Origin of the sequence: Enterococcus sp. DIV0174 (genome assembly GCF_050529065.1) — a bacterium.
In the GTDB taxonomy this organism is placed as follows: domain Bacteria; phylum Bacillota; class Bacilli; order Lactobacillales; family Enterococcaceae; genus Enterococcus_B; species Enterococcus_B thailandicus.
In genome coordinates this window covers 14240-37335 of sequence record NZ_CP172881.1, presented here as the reverse complement: position 1 = coordinate 37335, position 23096 = coordinate 14240, and the positions used below count along the sequence as shown (strand labels likewise).

The 23096-nt window shown below is 35.4% G+C and carries 22 protein-coding genes; 7 read left to right on the top strand and 15 right to left on the bottom strand.

The window, feature by feature from the left end:
- Position 1 precedes the first annotated feature (1 nt).
- From IGJ93_RS00170 to IGJ93_RS00160, 3 genes are all read right to left on the bottom strand, one after another.
- Positions 2-1303 carry a pyrimidine-nucleoside phosphorylase gene (locus IGJ93_RS00170; protein ID WP_071868760.1) on the bottom strand — a complete coding sequence of 434 codons (1302 nt, stop codon included), beginning with the start codon at positions 1301-1303 and terminating at the stop codon, positions 2-4.
- Between the two features lie 140 nt (positions 1304-1443).
- Positions 1444-2460 (bottom strand): LacI family DNA-binding transcriptional regulator, encoded by a 1017-nt coding sequence (locus IGJ93_RS00165; RefSeq protein ID WP_067483582.1) that lies wholly within the window; start codon positions 2458-2460, stop codon positions 1444-1446.
- A gap of 167 nt (positions 2461-2627) precedes the next feature.
- Positions 2628-3233: a class I SAM-dependent methyltransferase gene (locus IGJ93_RS00160; RefSeq protein WP_067483583.1), complete on the bottom strand. Its 606-nt coding sequence runs from the start codon at positions 3231-3233 to the stop codon at positions 2628-2630.
- Between the two features lie 250 nt (positions 3234-3483).
- On the opposite strand from IGJ93_RS00160, the gene coaA reads away from it, so the two are divergent.
- The 4 genes from coaA to IGJ93_RS00140 all read left to right on the top strand — a co-directional run bounded on the left by coaA (position 3484) and on the right by IGJ93_RS00140 (position 8410).
- Positions 3484-4407: a type I pantothenate kinase gene (gene coaA / locus IGJ93_RS00155; RefSeq protein ID WP_067483584.1), complete on the top strand. Its 924-nt coding sequence runs from the start codon at positions 3484-3486 to the stop codon at positions 4405-4407.
- 57 nt (positions 4408-4464) lie between these two features.
- The gene (gene guaA, locus IGJ93_RS00150) at positions 4465-6030 is read left to right on the top strand and encodes a glutamine-hydrolyzing GMP synthase (RefSeq protein ID WP_067483585.1); all 1566 of its coding nucleotides are present in this window, start codon (positions 4465-4467) and stop codon (positions 6028-6030) included.
- A gap of 398 nt (positions 6031-6428) precedes the next feature.
- Positions 6429-7166, top strand: coding sequence for a class I SAM-dependent methyltransferase (locus tag IGJ93_RS00145; RefSeq protein ID WP_086270527.1), 738 nt, complete (start codon positions 6429-6431; stop codon positions 7164-7166).
- Between the two features lie 221 nt (positions 7167-7387).
- The gene (locus tag IGJ93_RS00140; protein WP_067483610.1) at positions 7388-8410 is read left to right on the top strand and encodes an LLM class flavin-dependent oxidoreductase; all 1023 of its coding nucleotides are present in this window, start codon (positions 7388-7390) and stop codon (positions 8408-8410) included.
- Positions 8411-8633: 223 nt separating this feature from the next.
- Here IGJ93_RS00140 and IGJ93_RS00135 read toward each other — a convergent pair whose 3' ends face one another.
- From IGJ93_RS00135 to IGJ93_RS00120, 4 genes are all read right to left on the bottom strand, one after another.
- Positions 8634-9305, bottom strand: coding sequence for an ABC transporter ATP-binding protein (locus IGJ93_RS00135; RefSeq protein WP_067483612.1), 672 nt, complete (start codon positions 9303-9305; stop codon positions 8634-8636).
- Between the two features lie 9 nt (positions 9306-9314).
- On the bottom strand, positions 9315-10385 hold the full coding sequence (locus IGJ93_RS00130) for an ABC transporter permease (protein WP_430596961.1): 1071 nt from the start codon (positions 10383-10385) through the stop codon (positions 9315-9317).
- Positions 10386-10545: 160 nt separating this feature from the next.
- A complete protein-coding gene (locus tag IGJ93_RS00125; protein WP_067483616.1) occupies positions 10546-10953 on the bottom strand; it encodes an NUDIX hydrolase in 408 nt (135 codons plus the stop codon).
- A 132-nt stretch (positions 10954-11085) separates the two neighbouring features.
- The gene (locus tag IGJ93_RS00120; protein WP_270375926.1) at positions 11086-11688 is read right to left on the bottom strand and encodes a response regulator transcription factor; all 603 of its coding nucleotides are present in this window, start codon (positions 11686-11688) and stop codon (positions 11086-11088) included.
- 288 nt (positions 11689-11976) lie between these two features.
- Here IGJ93_RS00120 and IGJ93_RS00115 point away from each other — a divergent pair, with 288 nt between their 5' ends.
- Entirely contained in the window at positions 11977-12588 is a 612-nt protein-coding gene (locus IGJ93_RS00115; protein ID WP_067483620.1) for a hypothetical protein, read from the top strand.
- 237 nt (positions 12589-12825) lie between these two features.
- Here IGJ93_RS00115 and IGJ93_RS00110 read toward each other — a convergent pair whose 3' ends face one another.
- The 5 genes from IGJ93_RS00110 to IGJ93_RS00090 all read right to left on the bottom strand — a co-directional run bounded on the left by IGJ93_RS00110 (position 12826) and on the right by IGJ93_RS00090 (position 16237).
- Positions 12826-13191: a hypothetical protein gene (locus tag IGJ93_RS00110; RefSeq protein WP_071869221.1), complete on the bottom strand. Its 366-nt coding sequence runs from the start codon at positions 13189-13191 to the stop codon at positions 12826-12828.
- Positions 13192-13333: 142 nt separating this feature from the next.
- Positions 13334-13489 carry a helix-turn-helix domain-containing protein gene (locus tag IGJ93_RS00105; RefSeq protein WP_261768395.1) on the bottom strand — a complete coding sequence of 52 codons (156 nt, stop codon included), beginning with the start codon at positions 13487-13489 and terminating at the stop codon, positions 13334-13336.
- 229 nt (positions 13490-13718) lie between these two features.
- Entirely contained in the window at positions 13719-13961 is a 243-nt protein-coding gene (locus tag IGJ93_RS00100) for a helix-turn-helix domain-containing protein (RefSeq protein ID WP_067483624.1), read from the bottom strand.
- A 364-nt stretch (positions 13962-14325) separates the two neighbouring features.
- Positions 14326-14901, bottom strand: coding sequence for a TMEM175 family protein (locus IGJ93_RS00095; protein ID WP_067483626.1), 576 nt, complete (start codon positions 14899-14901; stop codon positions 14326-14328).
- A 517-nt stretch (positions 14902-15418) separates the two neighbouring features.
- Positions 15419-16237, bottom strand: coding sequence for a ZIP family metal transporter (locus tag IGJ93_RS00090; RefSeq protein ID WP_067483631.1), 819 nt, complete (start codon positions 16235-16237; stop codon positions 15419-15421).
- 154 nt (positions 16238-16391) lie between these two features.
- Between IGJ93_RS00090 and spxB the strand changes: the two genes are divergently transcribed.
- Entirely contained in the window at positions 16392-18119 is a 1728-nt protein-coding gene (spxB, locus tag IGJ93_RS00085) for a pyruvate oxidase (protein WP_071869222.1), read from the top strand.
- Between the two features lie 51 nt (positions 18120-18170).
- On the opposite strand, the gene IGJ93_RS00080 is transcribed toward spxB, so the two are convergent.
- Positions 18171-18695: an HdeD family acid-resistance protein gene (locus IGJ93_RS00080; protein ID WP_067483636.1), complete on the bottom strand. Its 525-nt coding sequence runs from the start codon at positions 18693-18695 to the stop codon at positions 18171-18173.
- A gap of 227 nt (positions 18696-18922) precedes the next feature.
- Here IGJ93_RS00080 and IGJ93_RS00075 point away from each other — a divergent pair, with 227 nt between their 5' ends.
- Positions 18923-20545, top strand: a complete 1623-nt coding sequence (locus IGJ93_RS00075) for an ABC-F family ATP-binding cassette domain-containing protein (protein ID WP_071869223.1) — start codon at positions 18923-18925, stop codon at positions 20543-20545.
- 69 nt (positions 20546-20614) lie between these two features.
- On the opposite strand, the gene IGJ93_RS00070 is transcribed toward IGJ93_RS00075, so the two are convergent.
- Both IGJ93_RS00070 and IGJ93_RS00065 read right to left on the bottom strand, forming a co-directional pair.
- Entirely contained in the window at positions 20615-21478 is an 864-nt protein-coding gene (locus IGJ93_RS00070) for a DegV family protein (RefSeq protein ID WP_067483640.1), read from the bottom strand.
- A gap of 229 nt (positions 21479-21707) precedes the next feature.
- Positions 21708-23000 (bottom strand): adenylosuccinate synthase, encoded by a 1293-nt coding sequence (locus IGJ93_RS00065; RefSeq protein ID WP_067483642.1) that lies wholly within the window; start codon positions 22998-23000, stop codon positions 21708-21710.
- Between the last annotated feature and the right edge of the window lie 96 nt (positions 23001-23096).

The window sequence follows — 23096 nt, the reverse complement described above, 5'->3', positions numbered from 1 at the left end:
CCTACTCAGTAATAATATCGTGTACTAAAATTGGTTTTTTAGCTGAATCACTGATTTCAATGTTTTGATATAATAATTCGACAACTTGAGAAAGATCTTCTGTATTACTATAGATAGTTAATAAAGATTCGCCTTCTTGTACTGAATCGCCAATTTTTTTATGCAATTTCAAACCAACTGCGTGATCAATCGCATCTTCTTTCGTTTTACGACCGGCACCCAGCATCATCGCCGCGATACCCAATTCGTTAGCAACGATTTTAGAAACTAACCCAGCAGATTTTGCGGGAAGTTCTACTTGATATCGTGCTGTCAGAAGCAGTTCTGGTTTTTCAACCACGCGAATATCTCCACCTTGGTTTTGAATCATTTCCTTGAATTTTTCTAAGGCTTTACCTGAAGTTAACGCTTCTTGTAGCATTACACGAGCCTCTTCTACAGAGTCAGCTTTCTTAGCTAAAACAACCATTTGACTACCCAATACGTAACACATTTCGATTAAGTCTTCTGGACCATTCCCTTGCAATGTTTCAATTGCCTCAACTACTTCTAAACTGTTACCGATTGCCTCACCTAATGGCTCGGACATATCAGAAATTACGGCAATCGTTTGACGATTAGCAAGTTTGCCAATACTTGTCATTGTTTTTGCGAGGCGTCTCGCATCCTCAATGTTTTTCATGAAGGCACCGTCACCAGTTGTTACATCTAAAACAATTGCATCCGCACCAGCTGCAATTTTCTTACTCATAATTGAGCTAGCAATTAAAGGAATTGAATCTACAGTCGCCGTTACGTCACGTAAAGCGTAGAGCTTTTTATCCGCTGGGGCTAAATTCCCTGATTGTCCAATAACAGCAACTTGACTTTCATTAACAATTCGAATGAATTCTTCATCTGAAAGTTCAATTTTAAATCCAGGAATTGCTTCTAATTTGTCTAACGTTCCGCCAGTATAACCAAGCCCACGTCCTGACATTTTCGCCACAGTCACACCCACACTTGCAACTAACGGTGCTAAGATCAAAGTAGTTGTATCTCCAACTCCACCCGTAGAATGTTTATCTACTTTAATACCATTCAATGAAGTCAAGTCGATCACATCACCAGAATTTGCCATTGCTAAAGTCATGTTTGTAATTTCTTCATCAGTCATATCTTGATAAAAGATTGCCATCAATAATGCGCTGAGCTGATAATCTGGAATTTGATTGTTTGTATAATTAGTAATTATGTAATCAATCTCATTCTTTGTTAAGGTTTTTCCATCCCTCTTTTTTTCAATCAAATCTACCATTCGCATCGCTTGATCCTCCTAGCCTTCATTCGGTATTATACATTATTTTTATAAAAGGTAAACCACTTTAGTAAACTGGTTTACTAAAAATGCAAAAGGCTTTGCCCTGCATTTGTAAACACTTACATAAGCAATATACCGCCCACTTAGCCATTTGTCAATGCTTTTACGCTCTCACGAATAATTAATTTTGTCTCGAAGACTTTGTTCGGAACTTTGCGTTGAGGGAATTCAATCGTATCGATTAGAAAACGAGCCGCATAAAATCCAATATCAAAACTAGGTTGTCGCACCGTCGTTAATTGTGGAATCATGTACTCAGATAATTTTAATCCATCAAAACCGATGACAGAAATATCATCCGGAATTTTTTTACCCATTTCATGAATAGCTTGATAACAACCGATTGCCATTGCATCATTTCCACAAAAAATCGCTGTGATATCTTTGTGTTCCAATAATCTTTTAGTTGCGTCATACCCACCTTGAACCGTTAGTTCGCCATGCTCAACGAATTTCCCATTAAACGATATTCCATGATCTTTTAGTGCATGTCGATAGCCATTAAACCGTTCTTCTAGTTGATAGTAGCCAGTTGTTTCCTTCAACATGCCAATTTTTGTGTGTCCTTCTTTGATAAATAATGAAACAGCTTGATACGCTCCCTCATATTCTTTAACAATTAAGCGGCCACTATCTCGACGATTTAAACCACGATCAATCAAGATAATCGGCATATTTTTATAAAATCCACTGTCTAAAGCATAAGCCTCTGGTAAAACGTTTGGTGTAGCTAATAAAATCCCATCGACTGAACGATGCGCTAATTCACGTAAATATTTGATTTCATTTTCTTGCTTGTGTCTTGAGTTACACAACATAATTACATACCCAAGTGGATTTAAATAGCTTTCGACGCCTTCAATTAGTTTTGAGAAAAAAAAGTCTGTTACATCTGGAACAATCATTCCAATTGTTTTTGAATGACGGTTGATTACATTTGAAGCAAAATAATCTGGCTTATAATGATGTTCATTAACAATGTTCAAAACTTTTTTTCTAGTTTTGTCACTAAAGCGACTTCCTTTATTATTCAAAATTTGCGAAACAGTTGTAACTGATACACCAGCCATCTCAGCAATATCTCTAATTGTTAACTTCACTTTTTCTCCCCCTCAACTTGAACTTTTAATCAGTGTAACAAAACCTTTTCTAAAAAAATAGTTAATTGATAGCACTTTCTTAAAATGAAAATAATTTTGCAAACAAAAAAATTGCAATAGATATTCCACACTCGAATATCTATTACAATAAAAATTGATGGTCAAACTTATTCTTTTACACTTTTAATAATGTAATAACCTTTGTCTTTGGTAACGATTGTTGCGTTGCCAAAAGTTTCTTCCATTTTCTTTTGTGCACTTGGTGCGCCCTGTTTTTTCTGAATGACAATTGTCAACGTGCCACCTGTTTCTAAAAGTGGATAGGCGCCTGTCAAAATTTCGTGAACAACTTTTTTTCCAGCACGAATAGGCGGATTGCTAATAATCGCTGCGTACTTTTCTTGATGCACATCTTCGTAAATATTTGATTGATGAATGTCTACGTTCGCCAGTTGATTACGATTCGCATTTCCTTGTGCTAATTCCACTGCGCGTAAATTAATGTCAATCATTTCAATCGTACGTTGGCTAGCATACGCAATGGCTAACCCAATTGGTCCATAACCACAGCCAACATCTAACACGTTTCCTTCAGCTGGAATTTCTTCCCAATCAAATGCGTCGATTAACACACGCGAACCATAGTCTACCGTTTCACGTGAAAATACCCCGGCATCTGTCACAAAGTGAAATAATTTTCCTTTTAACTCAAACGACCATTGCTCAAAGTCATGGGCAACATTGGGACGCTCTGTATAATAATGATCTGTCATCTTTTCCATCCTTCTTCTATTATGCTGCACATAGTCTACCTTTTTCTTCAAAAACAAACAAGTACTATCCATTCAAAATCAGTTCATTTAACTCGTTTCTTTCTTTGATTTTAGCAAATCGAACCTATTGGATAAAGCCATGTTTTCAAATTCGTGAAAAAGTCTTCTCATTCCCTTTATAAGAGGTAGGGTTTAGCACTATTTTATGTTAGAATAAATCCATTGACGGGAGAGAACGCAGGAGGCTATTATGAACGACCCAATGAACTACTATCGTATTGCAAGGGAAGAATGGCAAGAATTTTATCGTAATGGACAAGCACCACTGACACAAGCGGAATTAGACAGCATCAAAAGCTTGAATGATCGAATCTCGATGCAAGATGTTCAAGATATTTATGTTCCTTTAACGCACCTCATTCATCTTTATATGAAAGAATTTGAATCTTTATCATTAAGTAAAGGACTCTTTCTCCATAAATATGTACCTGTGTCGCCTTTCATTATTGGAATTGCGGGGAGCGTTGCTGTTGGAAAAAGTACAACTGCACGTTTGTTGCAAACAATCTTGTCTCGTACGCTAAAACGACGAAACGTTCAATTGATTACGACTGATGGTTTTTTGTATCCTAATAAGGTCTTGCGTGAAAAAGGAATCATGGATCGCAAAGGATTTCCTGAAAGCTATGACATGGAAATGCTCATTGATTTTTTAAATCAAGTAAAGTCTGGAAAAGACGAGTTGAAAGTTCCTATCTACTCTCATGATGTTTATGATATTATTCCCGACGAGTATGAAGTGATCCAGCAACCAGATATTTTAATCGTTGAAGGAATCAATACCTTACAACTCCCAGCTAACCAACAAATTTACGTTAGTGACTTTTTTGATTTTTCTGTTTTTGTTGATGCCGAACCTGATTTGATTGAAAAATGGTATCTCGATCGTTTTGCTGCGCTGTTAGACACAGCTTTTCAAAATCCTGAGAATTATTATTATCGTTTTGCAATCGGTGATCGTGAAGACGCCTTTCAAATGGCCAAAGAAGTCTGGAAAAATGTGAATTTGAAAAATTTAGAGGAATATATCTTGCCTACACGTGGTAGAGCAGATATAATTCTCCATAAAACTGAAAATCATATCATCGATTCGATTTTCATGCGCAAATATTAGCATTTTAAAATAGTAAAACTATTTTGAGATAAATTTAAATGGATAGGGGTAATAAATGTGACAAACGTTGCCGATATGACGAACGTTGAAAAGATTATCGTGTTAGATTATGGTAGCCAGTATAATCAATTGATTACACGACGCATCCGTGATTTAGGGGTCTTTTCTGAATTATTGAGCCACCGAATTACTGCAGAAGAAGTTAAAGCTATGAATCCAAAAGGAATTATCCTTTCTGGTGGACCAAACAGTGTTTATGACGAAGGTGCTTTTAGTATTGATCCTGAGATTTTCAATTTAGATATACCTGTATTAGGAATTTGTTACGGAATGCAGTTGATTACGTACAATCTTGGTGGGAAAGTTGAACCTGCTAAAAACCGTGAATACGGAAAAGCCTTATTGGAAGTTACAACAGATGATGCGGTGTTATTCACTGATACACCAAAAGAACAAACGGTTTGGATGAGTCATGGCGACTTAGTAACGAAAGTTCCTGAAGGTTTTGAAGTTGTCGGTACAAGCAAAGACTGTCCTATCGCTTCTATTCAAGATACTACACGTAACTTTTATGGTATCCAATTCCATGCTGAAGTACGTCATTCTGAATACGGAATCGAATTATTACGTCACTTTGCCTTCGATGTCTGCCATTGCCAAGGTAACTGGTCAATGGATAGCTTCATTGATATGCAAGTTGAAAAAATCCGTGAACAAGTTGGCGACAAAAAAGTCTTGCTTGGCCTTTCTGGCGGAGTTGACTCAAGTGTTGTTGGTGTCCTTTTACAAAAAGCGATTGGCGACCAATTAACATCAATTTTTGTTGACCATGGTTTGTTACGCAAAAATGAAGCAGATCAAGTAATGGAAAGCTTAGGTGGAAAATTCGGCCTAAACATCATCAAAGTAGATGCACGTGATCGTTTCTTAAACAAACTAAAAGGTGTTTCTGATCCTGAACAAAAGCGCAAAATCATTGGTAATGAATTTGTTTATGTTTTTGATGATGAAGCAACAAAATTAGCTGGCGAAGAAGGTATTTCTTTCTTGGCACAAGGAACACTTTATACAGACGTTATCGAAAGTGGTACTGAAACAGCTCAAACAATCAAATCTCACCATAATGTTGGTGGACTACCTGAAGATATGCAATTCGAATTAATCGAACCTTTAAATACACTCTTCAAAGACGAAGTACGTGAATTAGGAACTCAACTTGGAATGCCTGACTCAATCGTTTGGCGTCAACCATTCCCTGGACCTGGTCTTGGTATCCGTGTCTTAGGTGAAATCAGCGAAGACAAATTAGAAATCGTTCGTGAATCAGATGCTATCTTGCGTGAAGAAATCGCAGCAGCTGGTCTTGATCGTGACATCTGGCAATACTTTACTGTCTTACCTGGCATTCGTTCAGTTGGTGTTATGGGTGATGGCCGTACGTATGATTACACAGTCGGTATCCGTGCAGTTACTTCGATTGATGGAATGACAGCTGACTTTGCTCGTATTCCTTGGGATGTCTTGCAAAAAATCTCTGTTCGCATCGTAAATGAAGTCGCACACGTAAACCGCATCGTGTACGATATTACTTCTAAGCCACCTGCAACTGTGGAGTGGGAATAATAAAAAGAGCCAACAAACATTGTTAAATCAATGTTTGTTGGCTCTTTATTTTTTTATAATCACACTTTTATCACAGTTGCTTCTTTTATTTCTGAAATTGATTTTTAACATCTTTTACTAAGCTCTGGTAATTCAATCTTTATATAATTATTTGAAGATTCTGCAACAGCAAAACTTGCTAATAGAAAAAATTGAACAAATCGCTTTTTCTATATAAAAAACAAACATTCACTTTGAAAATTCTGGACTAAATGTCGCTGCTATTGTAAGCTTACTTAAAATATTCGTAAAAAAGGACCCCTTATCATTGTAAAAAATCATGAGCCTTTAGCATGAATGGGTGAAGATTAATTACAGCAAGCACACAACAATTGATTACATTTTAGGAGTGAACATAATTGAAAGAAAACATTTACGATAATAATCGCTTTTTTGATAAATACAGCCATTTTCCAAGATCCGTAGCTGGACTCAGTGCTGCTGGCGAATGGCATGAATTAAAAAAAATGCTGCCAGACTTTCAAGGGAAAGCTGTTTTAGATATTGGCTGTGGTTTTGGTTGGCACTGTATCTACGCGGCAGAACGCGGTGCAGATACAGTAATTGGGACAGATATTTCAACAAAAATGTTAGCTGGGGCACGCGAACGAACACACCTTGCCAATATTGAGTATCAACAGATTGCAATGGAAGACTTAGATTTTAAACCTGAAAGTTTCGACATCATTATCAGTTCATTGGCACTTCACTATACCCCTGATTTTGATCGAATTTGCTCAAAAATTTCTTCTTTTCTTCGTGTAAATGGTGAGTTCATATTTTCGGTAGAACACCCTGTTTTTACCGCATATGGGAATCAAGACTGGATCTATAACGAAGATGGGACACCTGATCATTGGCCTGTTGACAATTATTTTCTGGAAAATCAGCGTAAAGCAGTATTTTTGGGAGAAACTGTCACCAAATACCATAAAACACTGACAACTTATTTAAATACATTAATCAAACATGGATTGAGCATTACCGCAATTGTAGAACCAATACCAGACAAACATTTATTGGATAGTGTTCCCGGAATGAAAGATGAATTAAGACGTCCAATGATGCTACTGGTTTCTGCTAAAAAAATCAAATAGATTTCTTGCTTTTATTTTTTACTATAGATTATCAAAAGTCAGCTAATTAAAGGCTGACTTTTTCCTTTTTCACTGTAAAGTAAATACTAGGGAGAATCGCTTCTTTTCATTTGAGAATCACAGCCGGAACAATTATTCGCCTTTTAAAATAAAAAGTAGTAGAATAAATTCAACTTATTAAAAGTAAGTGAAATTATTCAAGGTTAAGGAGGATTTCAATTATGAAAAACATTGGCTTTTTAAGTTTCGGTCATTGGATGGATCAAGGTTCTTTAGTAAAAACCGCTCAAGATGCTTATCTACAATCAATTGAGCTAGCTGTCGAAGCAGAAAAACTCGGCATTGATGGTGCTTGGTTCCGCGTCCATCATTTTGCACCACAAATTGGCTCACCATTCCCACTACTTTCTGCAATTGGTGCACAAACAAGTAAAATTGAGATTGGAACAGGATTAATCGACATGCGTTACGAAAATCCTTACTACATGGCAGAAAATGCTGGATTAACAGATATCATTACCCAAGGACGAGTGCAATTAGGCGTCGGTCGTGGTTCACCTGAACAAGTTCTCGATGGTTGGAAATACTTTGGTTATGATTACAGCGAAGAAGAAATCAAAGAAGTTACACGTGAACGAACACTTGAATTTTTAGAGTTATTGAAAGGTGAACGTTTTGCTGAACCAAATCCAATGCCAATGTTCCCACAAGCACCAGGAAAATTGCGTATTGAACCTTATTCAGAAGGTTTAGAAAAACGGATTTGGTGGGGAGCAGGCTCACAAGAAACAGCCATTTGGGCGGCTAAACACGGAATGAATCTTCAATCATCAACACTTGTTAATAACGAATCAAATGAACCTTTCCACGTTCAACAAGCAAAACAACTACGTGCATACAAAGAAGCTTGGAAAGAAGCGGGTCATGATTTTGAACCAAGAACGCTCGTTACTCGTTCCATTCAGCCAATTACAAGTGACTTAGATCGTCGTTTATTTGGTGGAAATGATGATTCTAAATACGATCAAGTTGGTTTCTTAGCTTATCATCAAAATCCAACAATTTTTGGTAAAACGTTTGCTGGCGAGCCAGATCAAATCGTAAAAGAATTAGCGGAAGATGAAGCAATCAAAGAAGCGGATACTGTTCTTGTAACTATTCCAAACACTCTGGGAGTTGAATACAACGTTCATTTGCTTGAATCCATTGTAAAAGATGTCGCCCCTGACTTGGGTTGGCGTTAAAAAATTTGAAGAGTTGAGCGTATCTTTTGTTCGAGAATTTCAATTGTATAAATAATAATAAATACCAAGTAGCCTTCCCTATTTTATGCGTATGTACGTTATTTTGCTGAAATTTACTCAACAGTTCTCTCTTCGTAACTAAAAAATAGAAAGAGCCTAGGAAAAATGATTCCTAGGCTCTTTCTATTTTAAAAACAAGCTTTTGTTAGCATTCGGGAATTAATTACTCCTTCTGCTCTGTTAGTTGACCATCTTTCATCACCAACACGCGATCACAATGTTCAATCAAACGAGTATCATGAGTCACCATAATCGTTGCTTTTTGTTTTTCTTTGGTTTCTTCAGCTAATATTTTTACTACTTCATAAGCTTTCTCTGAGTCAAGACTTGCTGTTGGTTCATCTGCCAAAATAATTGTTGGGTCATGGTACAATGCACGTGCAATTGCTACACGCTGACGCTCTCCTCCTGATAATTCTTCAGGATATTTATCAAGCAACTTACCTACACCTAACTGTTCTAACAACTTAATCCCATTATCTAGTCGGTTTTCTTTACTAACTTTATCGACCAATTTTAATTGTTTTTTTACAGTTAAAAAAGGAACCAAATTAGATGCCTGCAAGATAAATCCAATTTCTTTAAAGCGTAAAGCTGCACGTTGCTTTTCTTTTTCTTCACTAAACGGACGATCGTTAATCAGCACTTGCCCAGCAGAAGGAGCCTGTAGCCCCCCAGCAATTGTTAAGAGTGTACTTTTGCCAGAACCAGAAGGGCCAATAATTGCCACAAATTCTCCTTTTTCAACTGAAAAATTCGTTTCCTTTAAAGCCTCAATAACAGAATCACCATCTTTAAATGATTTTTTTACTTGTTTAAATTCAATTGCTTTCATTATTTTCTCCTATCCGATAGCTTTTAATGGATCAATTTTCACAATTGTTCTGACAGAGAACAAAGCACCCAAAACTGCTATCACAATCATCAAAATACTGATACTTAAAAAGAACAGAAGATTTACTTGAAATGGCACAGCTTCAGGTAACAGTAAACTTGTCCCCAACGTTCCCACTAATCCCGTTGCCACCCCGATAATTGCAAGTAAAAAAGTCTGAACAATCACTGAATTAGCAATGTATCGACTAGAAATTCCTTGTGCTTTCATGACACCAAAAACATCCGCTTTTTGCATAGTTAAAACATAGATAAAGATCCCAATCACAATAGCAGCAATCACAATTAAAAAACCAATCATAAAGCCAAAAGTTAGGACTTGTGCGCTATATCCAGGCAAATCATTTATGAATGTCTTAATACTTATTTTTTTTAGATCATCTGGAATTTTACTTACGTTTCCTCTCGTAACAATCGCATTGACTCTCGTTTTTTCACTAGTTTGACTGCCCTGTGTTTCAAAACGAATTTCTTGATAAGCACCCACTGTTGTATACAAAACTGGGGCAACGCTAAACTTTGCATTCTTCGTGAATCCTACAATTTTTAATTTTTTATCACTGCCCGCAAGTTGAACTGTGTCACCTAAACTCAGCTCATACTGCTCTTTTACACTACTATCCGCAACTGTTTCATCATCGGAATGGAACATTCTCCCATTACTGATTTTTGGAGCTAAAAATTGATCTTGATTAATTCCAAAAAAAGTAACATCAATTTTTTCTTTCCCTTTTTCTTTCTGTATCACACCCGCAGTCTGTGTTAGGTAGGCCTTTTCTTCTGCCTTGACCTCCTCAAATTTCGTTAATGGAATCATCGACATATTTAAATTATTATTAGCTTCATCTGCTAATAATATATCGTCTGCTTGCCAATTATCTATTGCTGTCCGATTGTCCTGAGCTAATCCATATGCTAATCCTGTTAAAAAAAATACTAGATAAGCAATCAAAAACATAACTCCAATTACCAAAACATATCTTAACTTTGAATACCTGATTTCGTTTATTGCTAAAAACATGTCGCTCCTCCTTGCCTTCTATCGAGTAAAACAAGCGTACCATCTTTTCTTCTAAGATAAAAATAGAGTGACTTATTTGCTATAAAAATAAAAAAACCTGACTATGTAGTCAGGAGGGTAACATCCTTAAAAAGTTAAACATAAAGTAACTGCGTCTTTTTTAACACCAAATTGTATGTTCTGTCTTTAAATCATCTTGTTTAGAAAGCCATCGAAATAACGAAGCTAAACTAGGAGAAAATTCAACGGAACTTAGCTCAGAAATAAATTGTACACCTTTAATTTTATTAGGCTCATTTAATGTTGGACGCCCCGAAACCTGATGAGCAAAATAGAAATGTCCTTCCCATTCCACTCCTTCAAAAAGGAAGTCCGCTTGATAAACTTCTTCTACTTGAGAAATTCGTAAGGCAGTTTCCTCATATACTTCACGGATAGCACATTCCATTGTGGTTTCGCCAATTTCTTTTTTACCACCTGGAAAATTCCAAACATCTGCTCTATCTCTAATTATTAAAAAATCCCCAGCAGTGTCTTTAATAAATACGCGAGAAAAAACTTTCTTCATAAAATCAGTCCCTTTTGAGTTATAGCAATAATTTGTTTCCGCTTCCATATGTTAGTATATCAGATTTGTTATTCGAATTTAGGTTCTCAAAAATATTTAAAAGTAACAACAAAAACGGATGGTAAAATACTATTACTGATTTTTTTCTGATTTAATTTTCACAACACCTAGCTCAAGCGCTTTAACAACTGCTGACACGGTAGAATGAACACCTAATTTGTTTAAGATATGTTGCATATGCGTGGATATTGTCCTTTGACTCATGTACAACTGAATAGCGACTTCTTTTTGCGTCTTGCCATCCGTAATCATTTGTAAGATTTTGTTTTCTTTAGCAGTTAAGCTTTCCACCATAAGTTCTTTCTTGGGAAAAATCCTGTTCCCTTTTATAACTAGCCTTAATTTTGTAATAAAATCTTCTCTGGAACTTCTTTTAGAAATAACAGCAGCTGCACCGATACTAATCATTTCTTCATAGCATTGATTAAATGGATACTCTGTTAAAAAAACCACTTTCGATTCTGAATTTGATTCTACTAGCTTCTTTCCTTCTTCAAATCCATCCTTTCCTTCCATATGGATGTCCATCAAAACAACATCTGGGTTCTCTCTATGTACTGTGGCTATAATATTACTAGAAGTGGGAAATGTACGAAAACTAGCGACTTCTTGTGTAAGAACTTCCTCTACTCCTTTTGAAAATAACTCTTGATCATCAAATAAAATTACTTTCATTATTTACACCTCAATATCTCTTTTTCTCTCAGTGCACTTTTTCAAAAATGTGGTTCAAAAAATTAGTTGGTCTCGCTGCCCATCCCTCCCCTTAGAATCATTTAATACGTCATATTTTATCACGCTTCAATACATGGCATACGTAAATAGAGAAAAAAAGATACATTTTTTACGGATGAAATAAACATTTTTTTAGTTAATAATAAAAAAGAACACCACCAAACTTGGTAGATAATTGGGCCTATTTATCAGCATAAAATTAGTTGTTAAAGAACGAGGGACATTTAAATGAAAAAAATGATAATTACAATGGTTATGTGTTTCAGTTTTTCATCAATAATTTTGTCACCTATTACTACTACATATGCAACAGAAACTAGCATAGACAGCTATTCAATAACTAGAGAATCAAATAAACAATGGATTGGATTTGAGCAAGAGTTTAATAATCTACGGGCTAGTCAACTATGCCAGTCTGGTACACTCGATTTGACTAGAGATCAACTTCTTTATTTAATCAATAAATATGATAATGCAGAATCTACTGTATGTATCAATGGTAGAGCCTCCTTTTCAGAAGTATTTTTCTCCGGTGGATACAATGCTTTCGCTTCTAATAAAACAGCTATGGTAAGTTTACGTGATAATCTAGGTGCGAGTGCAACATTATTACAAGTAAATGGCACATTAGGTGGTGCCCTTGCTGGTGGACCTGCGGGGGCTCTTATTGGACTAGTAGGAGCTACCATTCTAGCATCAAGATTTAGAGATGGTAACAATGATAGGAAAAAATGGATTAGTGTTGACTCAGCTAAAGGAGGAATCCGAATTACTCTTACCGATGAGTTCCCAATTGCTAATTTAAAGACAACGACTCAAAGTCCAATCAAAAAGTTGTAATTTTATGTTACTAACGAAGTATCTAATGTTTCTTATTTGTCTGATGACATTTGGAACCTACTACCACTTAAAAATCAAAAAAAAGAGAGAAACGGTGTTAAGCAGAGAACTGCTTGTCATTTATCTTTTAGTAAATTTACTATTTATTGTATTGCATCTCTGATCTAACCCTTCGCAAAAAGAGCAGCCTCTGAGTCGTTTACTCAAAAGCTGCCTTTTATTTTACTTAGTTGTTTTCTATTTAACTACGTTGAGAATCTCTTGATAAATATTTTCAATATTCAGCAAACCATAGTCTCTCTTTGATATTTCAATCACAGGAATTTTAGGAAATTGTTTTTCAATGTCTTTTTGCGCAAAACTAAATGACGGTGTCAATAGAATAACATCTGCTTGTTCTCCGTACTTATTTATTTGACTAGATTCATAGGTGTCTACTATGACTTTTTTTCCACTTTTATTCATTAGTGACTGTAATTTACTATTCAAAATTTGTGTCTGTAACAAGCCTTTATCACTCATAAAACTACCACTTAAATCAAAAATCAGGACTTTTGTATCAGTTGAAACTTGCTCTATATTCGTGTTTTGAGAATTTTCCATCTGCTTACCCCTTTTCATTTTTGAAAAAAGAGAATCAAAAAGTGTCTGCTTAGTATTACCTGAAGTATCAGTAACGGAAACATCTAACGACTAAGTCTTAAACGTATTTGAAGATACGGATTACTTAACGTTTTGCTCCAACTTAGATACTTGCTTGAGGTGTAACATTCAAGATTTCTGCTAATTCTTTTTGCGTCATTTCTTTTGATTGTCTTAATTCTTTTATTTTCTTTCCTATTTCTACTATCAATGTACTCCTTGAAAAATAGTTTGGCAATGTACGCTTTGTTGCGCTCACTTTTTTGACTCAACGAACAGTTGAATCATTACTTACTTCCACTATAAGTCATTTCTACACCACTTAACATTCATGGAACAACACATCTAATAAAAATTCTCCACTATTTGATGAAAAATAAAAAATCAAACTACTATTTTGTTTTATCTATTTTTGACTTTCTTCTTATCTCGTCTCCAACCAAAATTTGATATATCAAATTTTGGTTGGCTATATTTTATCAATAATTCTATGTACGATCATATTCAGATGGTTCTTTAGACGATGGAAGTTTTTTAGGATAATCTGTTCGTCCCAGTAAAAAATCACTATTCGTATCATAAAAATCTGATAATATGACCAAATATTTAATCGGAATACTCCGCTCATCACGTTCATATTTTGAATACAAAGAGAAGTCACAAACTAAAATATCAGCTAACTCTCGAATGGTTAATTGGTGTTCTAATCGTAATTTACGTAAATTATTCATTATTTTCTTCCTTTTTGTTTATTGTAACTCATCTATCTCAATATAAGAAAACAGTTCCCCCCTCTCTACTAGCCTGGTACCCTTTCAACTAAGCATTTCTAGTGTTTAGTACCTTAGTTTAATCCTTAATTTAAATACCCCCTAACGGTATGTGAGATACTGATATATCCCCTTATTTATTCTCTTGTTGCCAACTGTCTATCACTTGTATGCTGTAAAGAAACGTTATTCAATCATTTACAAATAACGCATATTTACTTCTGAATTTTGTCATTCTTCCAGAGTTATCCACTGTGGAAAACTCTGGTTCTTTTATTTAATCCACAAAAGAAAGGTGTAAGACTATTGTCCCACACCTTTCTTTTCATCGAAAATACTGTTCCACTTTTTTTATTGGAATAATCCACATCAATAATATCAATACATTCACGATCAAAACTGCAATAGGAGCGACTAACCACCCCAATAATAACCCTAAAATATTCAGTCCAATAGATAGATAAGATTTCCGATAGTCAATCAACAGTTCTTTCACGATGCTTTCTTTTTTATTTACTTTAGCAAGTTCTCTCGCTAAAAAATAATAGGTGACATTAGCAAACAATGTGACTAAACCATAAATAAGCTCAGGCACGAGACTATTTATGTATTCACTGATCCAAGCAGTCGCAAAAGGGAATAACGATAAAGAAAAAATAAAGATACTATTTCGCCACAATACTTGTCCGTTGATTTTTTTGACCACTAAAAACAAATGATGGTGGTTATTCCAATAAATAACCAGTGTAAAGAAACTGATAACATAAATTAAAATTTTATGTTCGAGTCCAATCAACGCCGACCACGTATCCGAACCAGGCTGATGTAATTCTAAAACTAAGATGGTCATAATAATTGCAATAACTGCATCTGTAAATGCTTCTAAACGATTCTTTGTCATAATTTTCTCTCCTTTCGCTTATTTTATATGGAAACATTCAAAAAAAGCAAAAGATAATCATCTGAAGTCTGATGAAATAATCAGTCTTTAGTTGGACGTGAAAAAAGTAAAAATTTGTTAAACTTTCTATATAGAAAAAAACATATGAAATGAGGGAATAGTTCATGGGACAAAAAAATATACTTGGAAAAGTATTCTTGTTAATTCTTTTTCTAATCATCGCTAGCTCTATCATCAGTCTTTTTGTTGGTTTATTAAGCGGATTCTTGTGGTTTGCAATCAAATTACTTATCCCATTGGCTATTGCTATTTGGCTAGTTCGATTGATTACAGGAACGTCCGGTAACAATAGACGATACTACTAGTTATTGCACGAAAAAACTGGCTATAGCTTACAGGACCCTTTCGAGCAATCACTAAAAATGCTGCAATTTTATGATTCATTATTTAACAGAAAACAACCAGAGAAAAATTTTCTCTGGTTGTTTCTTTGAGCAAAACTGCCGTTACATTCATTTTATCCTAATGCTACATCTAAAATCATCATAATCATAAATCCAAGCATGACACCAAATACAGCAAAGTGTCGTCTGCTTGATAATGTTTGTTGTGCCTCTGGAATTAACTCTTCTACAACAACGTAAATCATCGCGCCTGCGGCAAAAGCCAATGCATAAGGCAACAATAGTGATACTTTCGTTACAAGCAGTGCACCTAGCACACCTGCTATTGGTTCAACCACACCTGAAGCCTGCCCATACCAGAACGCTTTTCTTCGACTTAATCCTTCTTGTCTCAATGGAATCGATACTGCTGCACCTTCGGGGAAGTTTTGAATACCTATTCCTAAAGCAACCGAAATGGCCGCCAACGTTGCTGCCTTAGGATCACTAGCATTGGCTGCTGCGCCAAATGCCACCCCTACTGCCAATCCCTCTGGAATATTGTGTAGTGTAATCGAAAAAACCAATAAAATTGTTCGTTTCAAATGTGTTTGAAACCCTTCTACTTCATGCTTTGGACCAAAGTGCATGTGAGGTAACGTCTTATCTGCTATGTAAAGAAAAACGCCACCTAAACCAAATCCAATACTTACGACCAACCAGGCAATGTCGCCATTTTCTTCTGCTTTTGAAATTGCTGGATCTAACAATGACCAAAAACTAGCAGCAATCATTATCCCCGAAGCAAATCCCAACATCAAATTCAATAACTCTTTCTTAATCTCTTTAAAGAAAAATACAAGTGCTGCGCCTAGCGCTGTCATAAAATAAGTGAATCCTGTTCCGACTAATGCTTGTTGCCATGAATCCAATCCTAATAACCAGGTAACCATTGATTTCTCCTTTCTCATTTACTTATTCATCATACTAAAAAAAAGAGTTTTTCGACACCTATCACGACTTATTATGTGAAAAAACGAATTAGTTGGGACAAAACAAAGAAAGAGTTATACTGTGTCTAACAAAGCAAAAGGAGTGATACATCATATGTCAACAATTAATTCAGGCGTAGCTATGGTCAAAGTTTTAGAAAGTTGGGGCATTGATCATATCTATGGTATCCCTGGTGGTTCCTTTAATTCCATCATGGATGCTTTATATCAAGAAAAACACTCTATTAAATATATTCAAGTTCGTCACGAAGAGGTAGGTGCACTAGCAGCTGCAGCTGACGCTAAACTAACTGGTAAAGTTGGGGCTGTATTTGGCTCAGCTGGTCCTGGGGCAACACACTTAATCAACGGGCTGTACGACGCACAAATGGATCATGTACCAGTAGTCGCCTTTCTTGGACAAGTCGCTTCAAGTGCAATGAATTATAATGCTTTCCAAGAATTAAATGAAAACCCTATGTTTGCTGATGTTAGTGTTTATAACCGAACAGTAATGACACCAGAAAGTCTCCCTCATGTAGCTGATGAAGCAATTAAAGCTGCTTACAAATACAATGGTGTAGCTGTGGTAACTATTCCTGTTGATTTTGGTTATGCAACTATTGAAGAACAAGAATTCAGTACAGCCTCCACCTATCAAAATAATGTTTTGTTACCAAAAAAAGATGAAGTAATCAAAGCTTTACCATACATCAGCGAAGCGAAAAAGCCTGTGCTTTATATTGGGCAAGGAACTCGTGGAGGATTTGAACAGATCAAAGCTTTCTCAGAACATTTTTCAATGCCTGTTGTTTCTTCTGTTTTAGGAAAAGGTATTGTTCCAGATAGCTATCCTAATTTTCTTGGTTTTGCTGGTCGTGTTGCTACCAAGCCTGCAAACGAAGCTTTGGCTGAAGCAGATTTAATTTTCTTCGTAGGAAGTGATTTTCCTTTCGCCCAATACTTCTTTAATCCTGATGCAAAATTTGTCCAAGTAGACATTGATGCTTCAAAATTTGGTCGTCGGCACCAAACTTCGCTAGCCATTTTAGGTGATGCCGTCACAACATTGCAAACGTTGGTTGAACTTGGAGAAGCACGACCTTCAGATAACTGGTTGCTTGCTAACCAAAAAAATAAAGAAAATTGGGTAAATTGGCTTCAATCGTTTGCAACTAAAGCTGATAAGCCAATCCGTCCCGAAGCTGTGTACAATGAAATCAATCGTATTGCAGAAGAATCAGCTATTTTTGTAACAGATGTCGGTAATACCACAATCCAATCTATTCGTTTATTAGATTTAAATGGTCAACAAAAACATACAACATCTGGTTGGTTTGCCACGATGGGTTACGCTGTTCCGGCCGGGCTTGCTGCAAAATTAAGTTATCCTGAACAACAAGTTTTTACACTTAGTGGTGATGGTGGCTTTGCAATGGTCATGCAAGATATTATTACTCAAGTAAAATATCAATTACCTATTATCAATGTTGTTTTTTCAAATGAATCCTTTGGTTTTATCGAAGCTGAGCAAGAAGATTCTGAACAAAATAAATTTGGTGTCTTTTTGGAAGGTGCTGACTTCGGAAAAGTAGGGGAAGCGCTAGGTGCTGATGGTTTCACAATCACTGAATTTTCACAATTGCGCCCTGCATTTGATGCTGCAGCAAAATCAACTCGTCCAGTCGTCATTGATGTCAAAATTTCAGACAAACGTCCACTACCAGTTGAAGATTTACATTTGGATCCTCGTCTCTATTCAGCTGAAGAAATTGAAAGTTTTAAACAAAAATACGAAGTACACGACATGCCCGTCCTTCATGAAATTTACGAAAATCTATAAAACTATAAAAAATAGCGTATGCTCAAAAAGCATACGCTATTTTTTCATTTATTATCTAAATGCATAAACAATATGAGTGATTCCAAACATCATGAAGTAAAAACCAACTAAAAAACTCAAAGTCAATGCTGAAGAAATTGGGTTAAATAGTAACACAATTCCTAAGAAGATTCCTAAAATATTGATAATAACTGTAAACCAATAATATCCTGTACTAATATTTTTTGCCAAATCAGTAACAAATAAAGCAAATATCGAATCAATGATGAACCAAACAGCAAATACAAATGGTAAAGCCATCACACCTGCATTTACATTAAACAGGAAAAAAATCCCAATTAAAATATCAATAATCCCAACTACTAAAGGCATTTTTGCTTTATAACCAGTTAACTCTTTCAATCGATTACGTCCAATAATTTCAAAAATTCCCTTTAAAAAAGCAAACACTGCAAACACCATAACAATAGCCACTAAATTTCCGACAGGATCTTGAAATGATAATAGCGATACAATCACAAACAAAACCCCTAACAGCAAGGAGCCCCAATCAACCGATCTTCTATTTTCATTCATTTTCATACCTTCTTTCTTTTATTTACATAACTAATACTAAACACTCTTTCGATATACGTCAAAATTTATGCTGTCTATCTGACAAAAAAAATTTTGATCAATTTTTTTACGTTCCACGTGAAACACAATTAAAATTGGTATTACCTTGAAACTTTTACCTTTCCCCTTTATAATTCTATAAGACTCAAATTCGTCAAAACTACTATAGATATAAGTGAGGAAAAAAATTGATTACTGTAAATGATGTAAGTTTGCACTTTTCAGATCGCAAACTATTTGATGACGTTAATATTAAATTCACTCCCGGAAATTGTTATGGATTGATTGGTGCAAATGGAGCAGGTAAATCAACTTTCCTTAAAGTTTTATCTGGAGATTTACAACCGTCAACTGGGAACGTTACTTTAGGCCCTGATGAACGTATGGCAGTATTGAAACAAAATCATTTTGATTATGAAGAATATACTGTTTTAGAAACTGTTATTATGGGTCATAAACGATTATATGAAGTAATGAAAGAAAAAGATGCTTTATATATGAAAGAAGACTTTTCCGATGCTGACGGTATTCGTGCCGCAGAATTAGAGGGAGAGTTTGCTGAGCTAAATGGTTGGGAAGCTGAACCCGAAGCAGCAGTTTTATTGCAAGGATTAAATATCCCTGAAGAATTACATCATCAATCAATGAGTGAATTAACGGCTGGTCAAAAAGTCAAAGTTTTACTAGCGCAAACACTTTTTGGTAAACCTGATGTATTACTACTTGACGAACCTACCAATGGGCTGGATATCCAATCAATCAATTGGTTAGAAGAATTTTTAATTGAATTTGAAAATACTGTAATCGTAGTATCCCATGACCGCCACTTCTTAAACAAAGTTTGTACACACATGGCAGATTTAGACTTCGGTAAAATCAAACTTTACGTCGGTAACTATGATTTTTGGTTAGAATCTAGCCAACTTGCAACAAAACTCCAAGCAAATGCAAATGCAAAAAAAGAAGAACAGATCAAAGAGCTACAAGAATTTATTGCGCGTTTCAGTGCAAATGCTTCAAAATCAAAACAAGCAACTTCACGTAAAAAAATGTTAGAAAAAATTACTTTAGATGATATTCAACCATCTTCAAGACGCTATCCATTTGTTGGATTTAAACCTGAACGTGAAATTGGAAATGATCTTTTACAAGTAGATAATGTAAGTGTAACCATTGATGGTAAGCAAATCTTAAAAGATATATCATTTACTTTGAACAAAGAAGATAAAGTTGCTTTCATAGCAGATAATGATATTACAACTACTACCTTATTTAAAGTAATCATGGGTGAAATCAAGCCTGATACTGGTACTGTTCGCTGGGGTGTTACAACAAGTCATTCTTATTTAGCAAAAGATACTACAAAAGAATTCAATAATGACTTAACGATTCTTGACTGGTTACGTCAGTATGCAAGCAAAGAAGAAGATGACAATACATTCTTGAGAAGTTTCTTAGGTCGAATGCTCTTTTCTGGAGAAGAAGTCCTAAAACCAGTTAACGTTTTATCTGGTGGTGAAAAAGTTCGTTGTATGCTTTCAAAAATGATGCTTTCAAAAGCGAATGTCTTAGTACTCGACGACCCGACAAATCATTTAGATTTAGAATCAATTACTGCTTTAAACGATGGATTGATGGCTTTCACTGGTTCTATCCTATTTGCTTCCCATGACCACCAATTCATTCAAACACTAGCAAACCGCATCATTGCTGTTTCTGATAAAGGTGTAATTGATCGTGCAGATACAACCTACGATGAGTTTTTAGAAAATCCTGATATTAAGAAAAGTATGGATGCATTGTTCTCATAAAATAAACACAAAAAGCGTAGAGACAACTTAACCGTCCTACGCTTTTTTGTTATGGATTATTGATATTGATTAACGACTCGTTCCCATTGAAAAGATAGCAATACAACCATAACCAGTATGGCTAGCAATCGTTGGTCCTAAGGGGTAAAGTACAATGTTTTTTACTTGGATTTTTTCTTCTAATTGTTTCTTAGCTTTTTCAGCACTTTCTAAATCACCAGCATATGCAATATAAATGGTTTGTTCAAGAGGCGCTACGATTGATTGGATCGTTTCATCAACGATTTTTTGAATGGATTTATTTCTTCCACGAACTTTGTCAACATTTGTTAAACGTCCAGCTTCATCAACGGTAATGATAGGTTTTACACTTAGAATGCTTCCTAAGGTCGCACTTGTCTTAGAAATTCTTCCCCCACGCTCAAGATGTTTTAAATCATCGACAGTTACCCAAGAACGCACTTTTAAATAATTATTATTCAACCACTCTAAAACTTCTTCAAGTGGCTTGCCTTCTTCTTTTAATCGAGCTGCCGCTAAAACCAACAGTCCTTCGCCAACACTAGCTGCTTTCGTATCAAAAACATAAATTTCTGGATTTTCATACTCTTCCTTCAATAACTCAACAGCTTGCATTGCACTACTATAAGAGCCACTCATTGAGCTAGAAAAAGCAACATAAAGGACAGGAATCTTTTTTTCAACATATGATCGGAAAAATTCTAAATAGCCCCCCACATTTATTTGAGAAGTTGTTGGCATTGCTTCGCCTTTTAATTCATTCATATATTTTTCATAATCAAAAGTTTTTCCTAAGTCGTCAATTAATTCTTCGCCATTTAGCTGAATCTTCATTGATAAAAAATCGACATTTATTTCTTCTAATACCTGATAAGGTAAATCACAACAAGAATCAGTCACTATTTGATACACATTATTCAACTCCTTTTTATTCTTAACCCGCCTAACTACTACATTATAACAAACGTCTTGCAATCAAAAGGAATTTATGGCCAGTATTTACAAAAAAACTTGAAGCAACATGAATAAATTCAAGGTTACTTCAAGTTTCAGCTGTTTTTTATTAAAAAGGTTCCCCAAGATGATAACTCACTTCTAAAAGAAATGTCCTGATTCAGTTATCTATGTGGGCTGAAACGTCCTAGATTTGCGCCCATACGCTTTCTAAGATGTTTGTTTGGTTTCTATCTGGTCCAACTGAGAAAGTAGAAATACGCACGCCTACAAGCTCTGAGATACGTCTCACATAATTACGAGCATTTTCTGGTAATTCTGCCAATGTTTTACAACTTGTAATATCTTCAGACCAGCCTGGTAATTCTTCATATACAGGCTTGCAACGTTTTAATTCTTTCAAGCTAGCTGGGTAATGATAGATTAACTCTCCATCTAACTCATAAGCTGTACAGATTTTTACTGTGTCTAAGCCACTTAACACATCAATAGAGTTAAGTGAAAGGTTTGTAATCCCCGATACACGTTTTGAATGACGCATAACAACCGTATCGAACCAACCAACACGACGTGGTCGACCAGTTGTTGTACCATATTCGCGACCGATTTTACGAATTTGTTCACCAGTTTCATCAAATAATTCAGTTGGGAAAGGACCATCACCTACACGTGAAGTATAAGCTTTACATACACCAACCACTTTGTTGATTTTAGATGGGCCAACACCACTACCAATTGTTACGCCTCCAGCAACTGGATTAGATGAAGTAACAAACGGATAAGTTCCTTGATCAATATCCAACATAACTCCTTGTGCACCTTCGAATAACACACGCTTTCCAGCATCTAACGCATCATTTAAAATGACTGAAGTGTCTGTCACATATTGTTTAATTTGTTGCCCATATTCATAGTATTCTTCAAAAATCTCATCAAATGAAATTGGCTCAGAGTCAAACATTTTAACAAATTGACGGTTTTTGTCTTCCAAATTCATGCGTAAACGTTCTTCAAAAATTTCTTTATCTAATAAATCTGCAATTCGAATCCCTACACGTGCTGCTTTGTCCATATATGCAGGTCCGATTCCTTTGATCGTTGTTCCAATTTTATTCTCACCTTTAGCATCTTCTTGCAATTGATCCAATTTAATGTGATATGGCAAGATGACATGTGCACGGTCAGAAATTCTTAAATTGTCCGTCGTAATATCTTTTTCGTGTAGATAGGCAAGCTCTTTTACTAAAGATTTAGGATTAACAACAACACCATTTCCAATCACACTGATTTTATCTTTGTAAAAAATTCCAGAAGGAATTAAATGCAGTTTATACGTAACACCACTAAATTTAATTGTGTGTCCTGCATTATCGCCACCTTGGTAACGTGCGATTACTTCTGCGTTCTCACTAAGAAAGTCAGTGATTTTTCCTTTCCCTTCATCGCCCCATTGTGTACCTACTACTACTACAGATGACATTCGAACACCTCATTTTATATTATTTGATCCTGAACTATTGTACCAAGTTATGCCTATATATTCAAACAAAATTCGAATGATATTTTATTTTTTTTT

Coding starts and splice junctions, on each gene's coding strand:
- IGJ93_RS00125 (WP_067483616.1), bottom strand. CDS start 10,953: ATGAAGAAAGTTTTTTCTCGCGTATTTATTAAAGACACTGCTGGGGAT.
- coaA (WP_067483584.1), top strand. CDS start 3,484: ATGAACGACCCAATGAACTACTATCGTATTGCAAGGGAAGAATGGCAA.
- IGJ93_RS00100 (WP_067483624.1), bottom strand. CDS start 13,961: ATGAATAATTTACGTAAATTACGATTAGAACACCAATTAACCATTCGA.
- IGJ93_RS00120 (WP_270375926.1), bottom strand. CDS start 11,688: ATGAAAGTAATTTTATTTGATGATCAAGAGTTATTTTCAAAAGGAGTA.
- IGJ93_RS00080 (WP_067483636.1), bottom strand. CDS start 18,695: ATGAATGAAAATAGAAGATCGGTTGATTGGGGCTCCTTGCTGTTAGGG.
- IGJ93_RS00135 (WP_067483612.1), bottom strand. CDS start 9,305: ATGAAAGCAATTGAATTTAAACAAGTAAAAAAATCATTTAAAGATGGT.
- IGJ93_RS00110 (WP_071869221.1), bottom strand. CDS start 13,191: ATGGAAAATTCTCAAAACACGAATATAGAGCAAGTTTCAACTGATACA.
- IGJ93_RS00130 (WP_430596961.1), bottom strand. CDS start 10,385: ATGTTTTTAGCAATAAACGAAATCAGGTATTCAAAGTTAAGATATGTT.
- IGJ93_RS00140 (WP_067483610.1), top strand. CDS start 7,388: ATGAAAAACATTGGCTTTTTAAGTTTCGGTCATTGGATGGATCAAGGT.
- IGJ93_RS00095 (WP_067483626.1), bottom strand. CDS start 14,901: ATGACAAAGAATCGTTTAGAAGCATTTACAGATGCAGTTATTGCAATT.
- IGJ93_RS00065 (WP_067483642.1), bottom strand. CDS start 23,000: ATGTCATCTGTAGTAGTAGTAGGTACACAATGGGGCGATGAAGGGAAA.
- IGJ93_RS00090 (WP_067483631.1), bottom strand. CDS start 16,237: ATGGTTACCTGGTTATTAGGATTGGATTCATGGCAACAAGCATTAGTC.
- IGJ93_RS00160 (WP_067483583.1), bottom strand. CDS start 3,233: ATGACAGATCATTATTATACAGAGCGTCCCAATGTTGCCCATGACTTT.
- IGJ93_RS00170 (WP_071868760.1), bottom strand. CDS start 1,303: ATGCGAATGGTAGATTTGATTGAAAAAAAGAGGGATGGAAAAACCTTA.
- spxB (WP_071869222.1), top strand. CDS start 16,392: ATGTCAACAATTAATTCAGGCGTAGCTATGGTCAAAGTTTTAGAAAGT.
- IGJ93_RS00115 (WP_067483620.1), top strand. CDS start 11,977: ATGAAAAAAATGATAATTACAATGGTTATGTGTTTCAGTTTTTCATCA.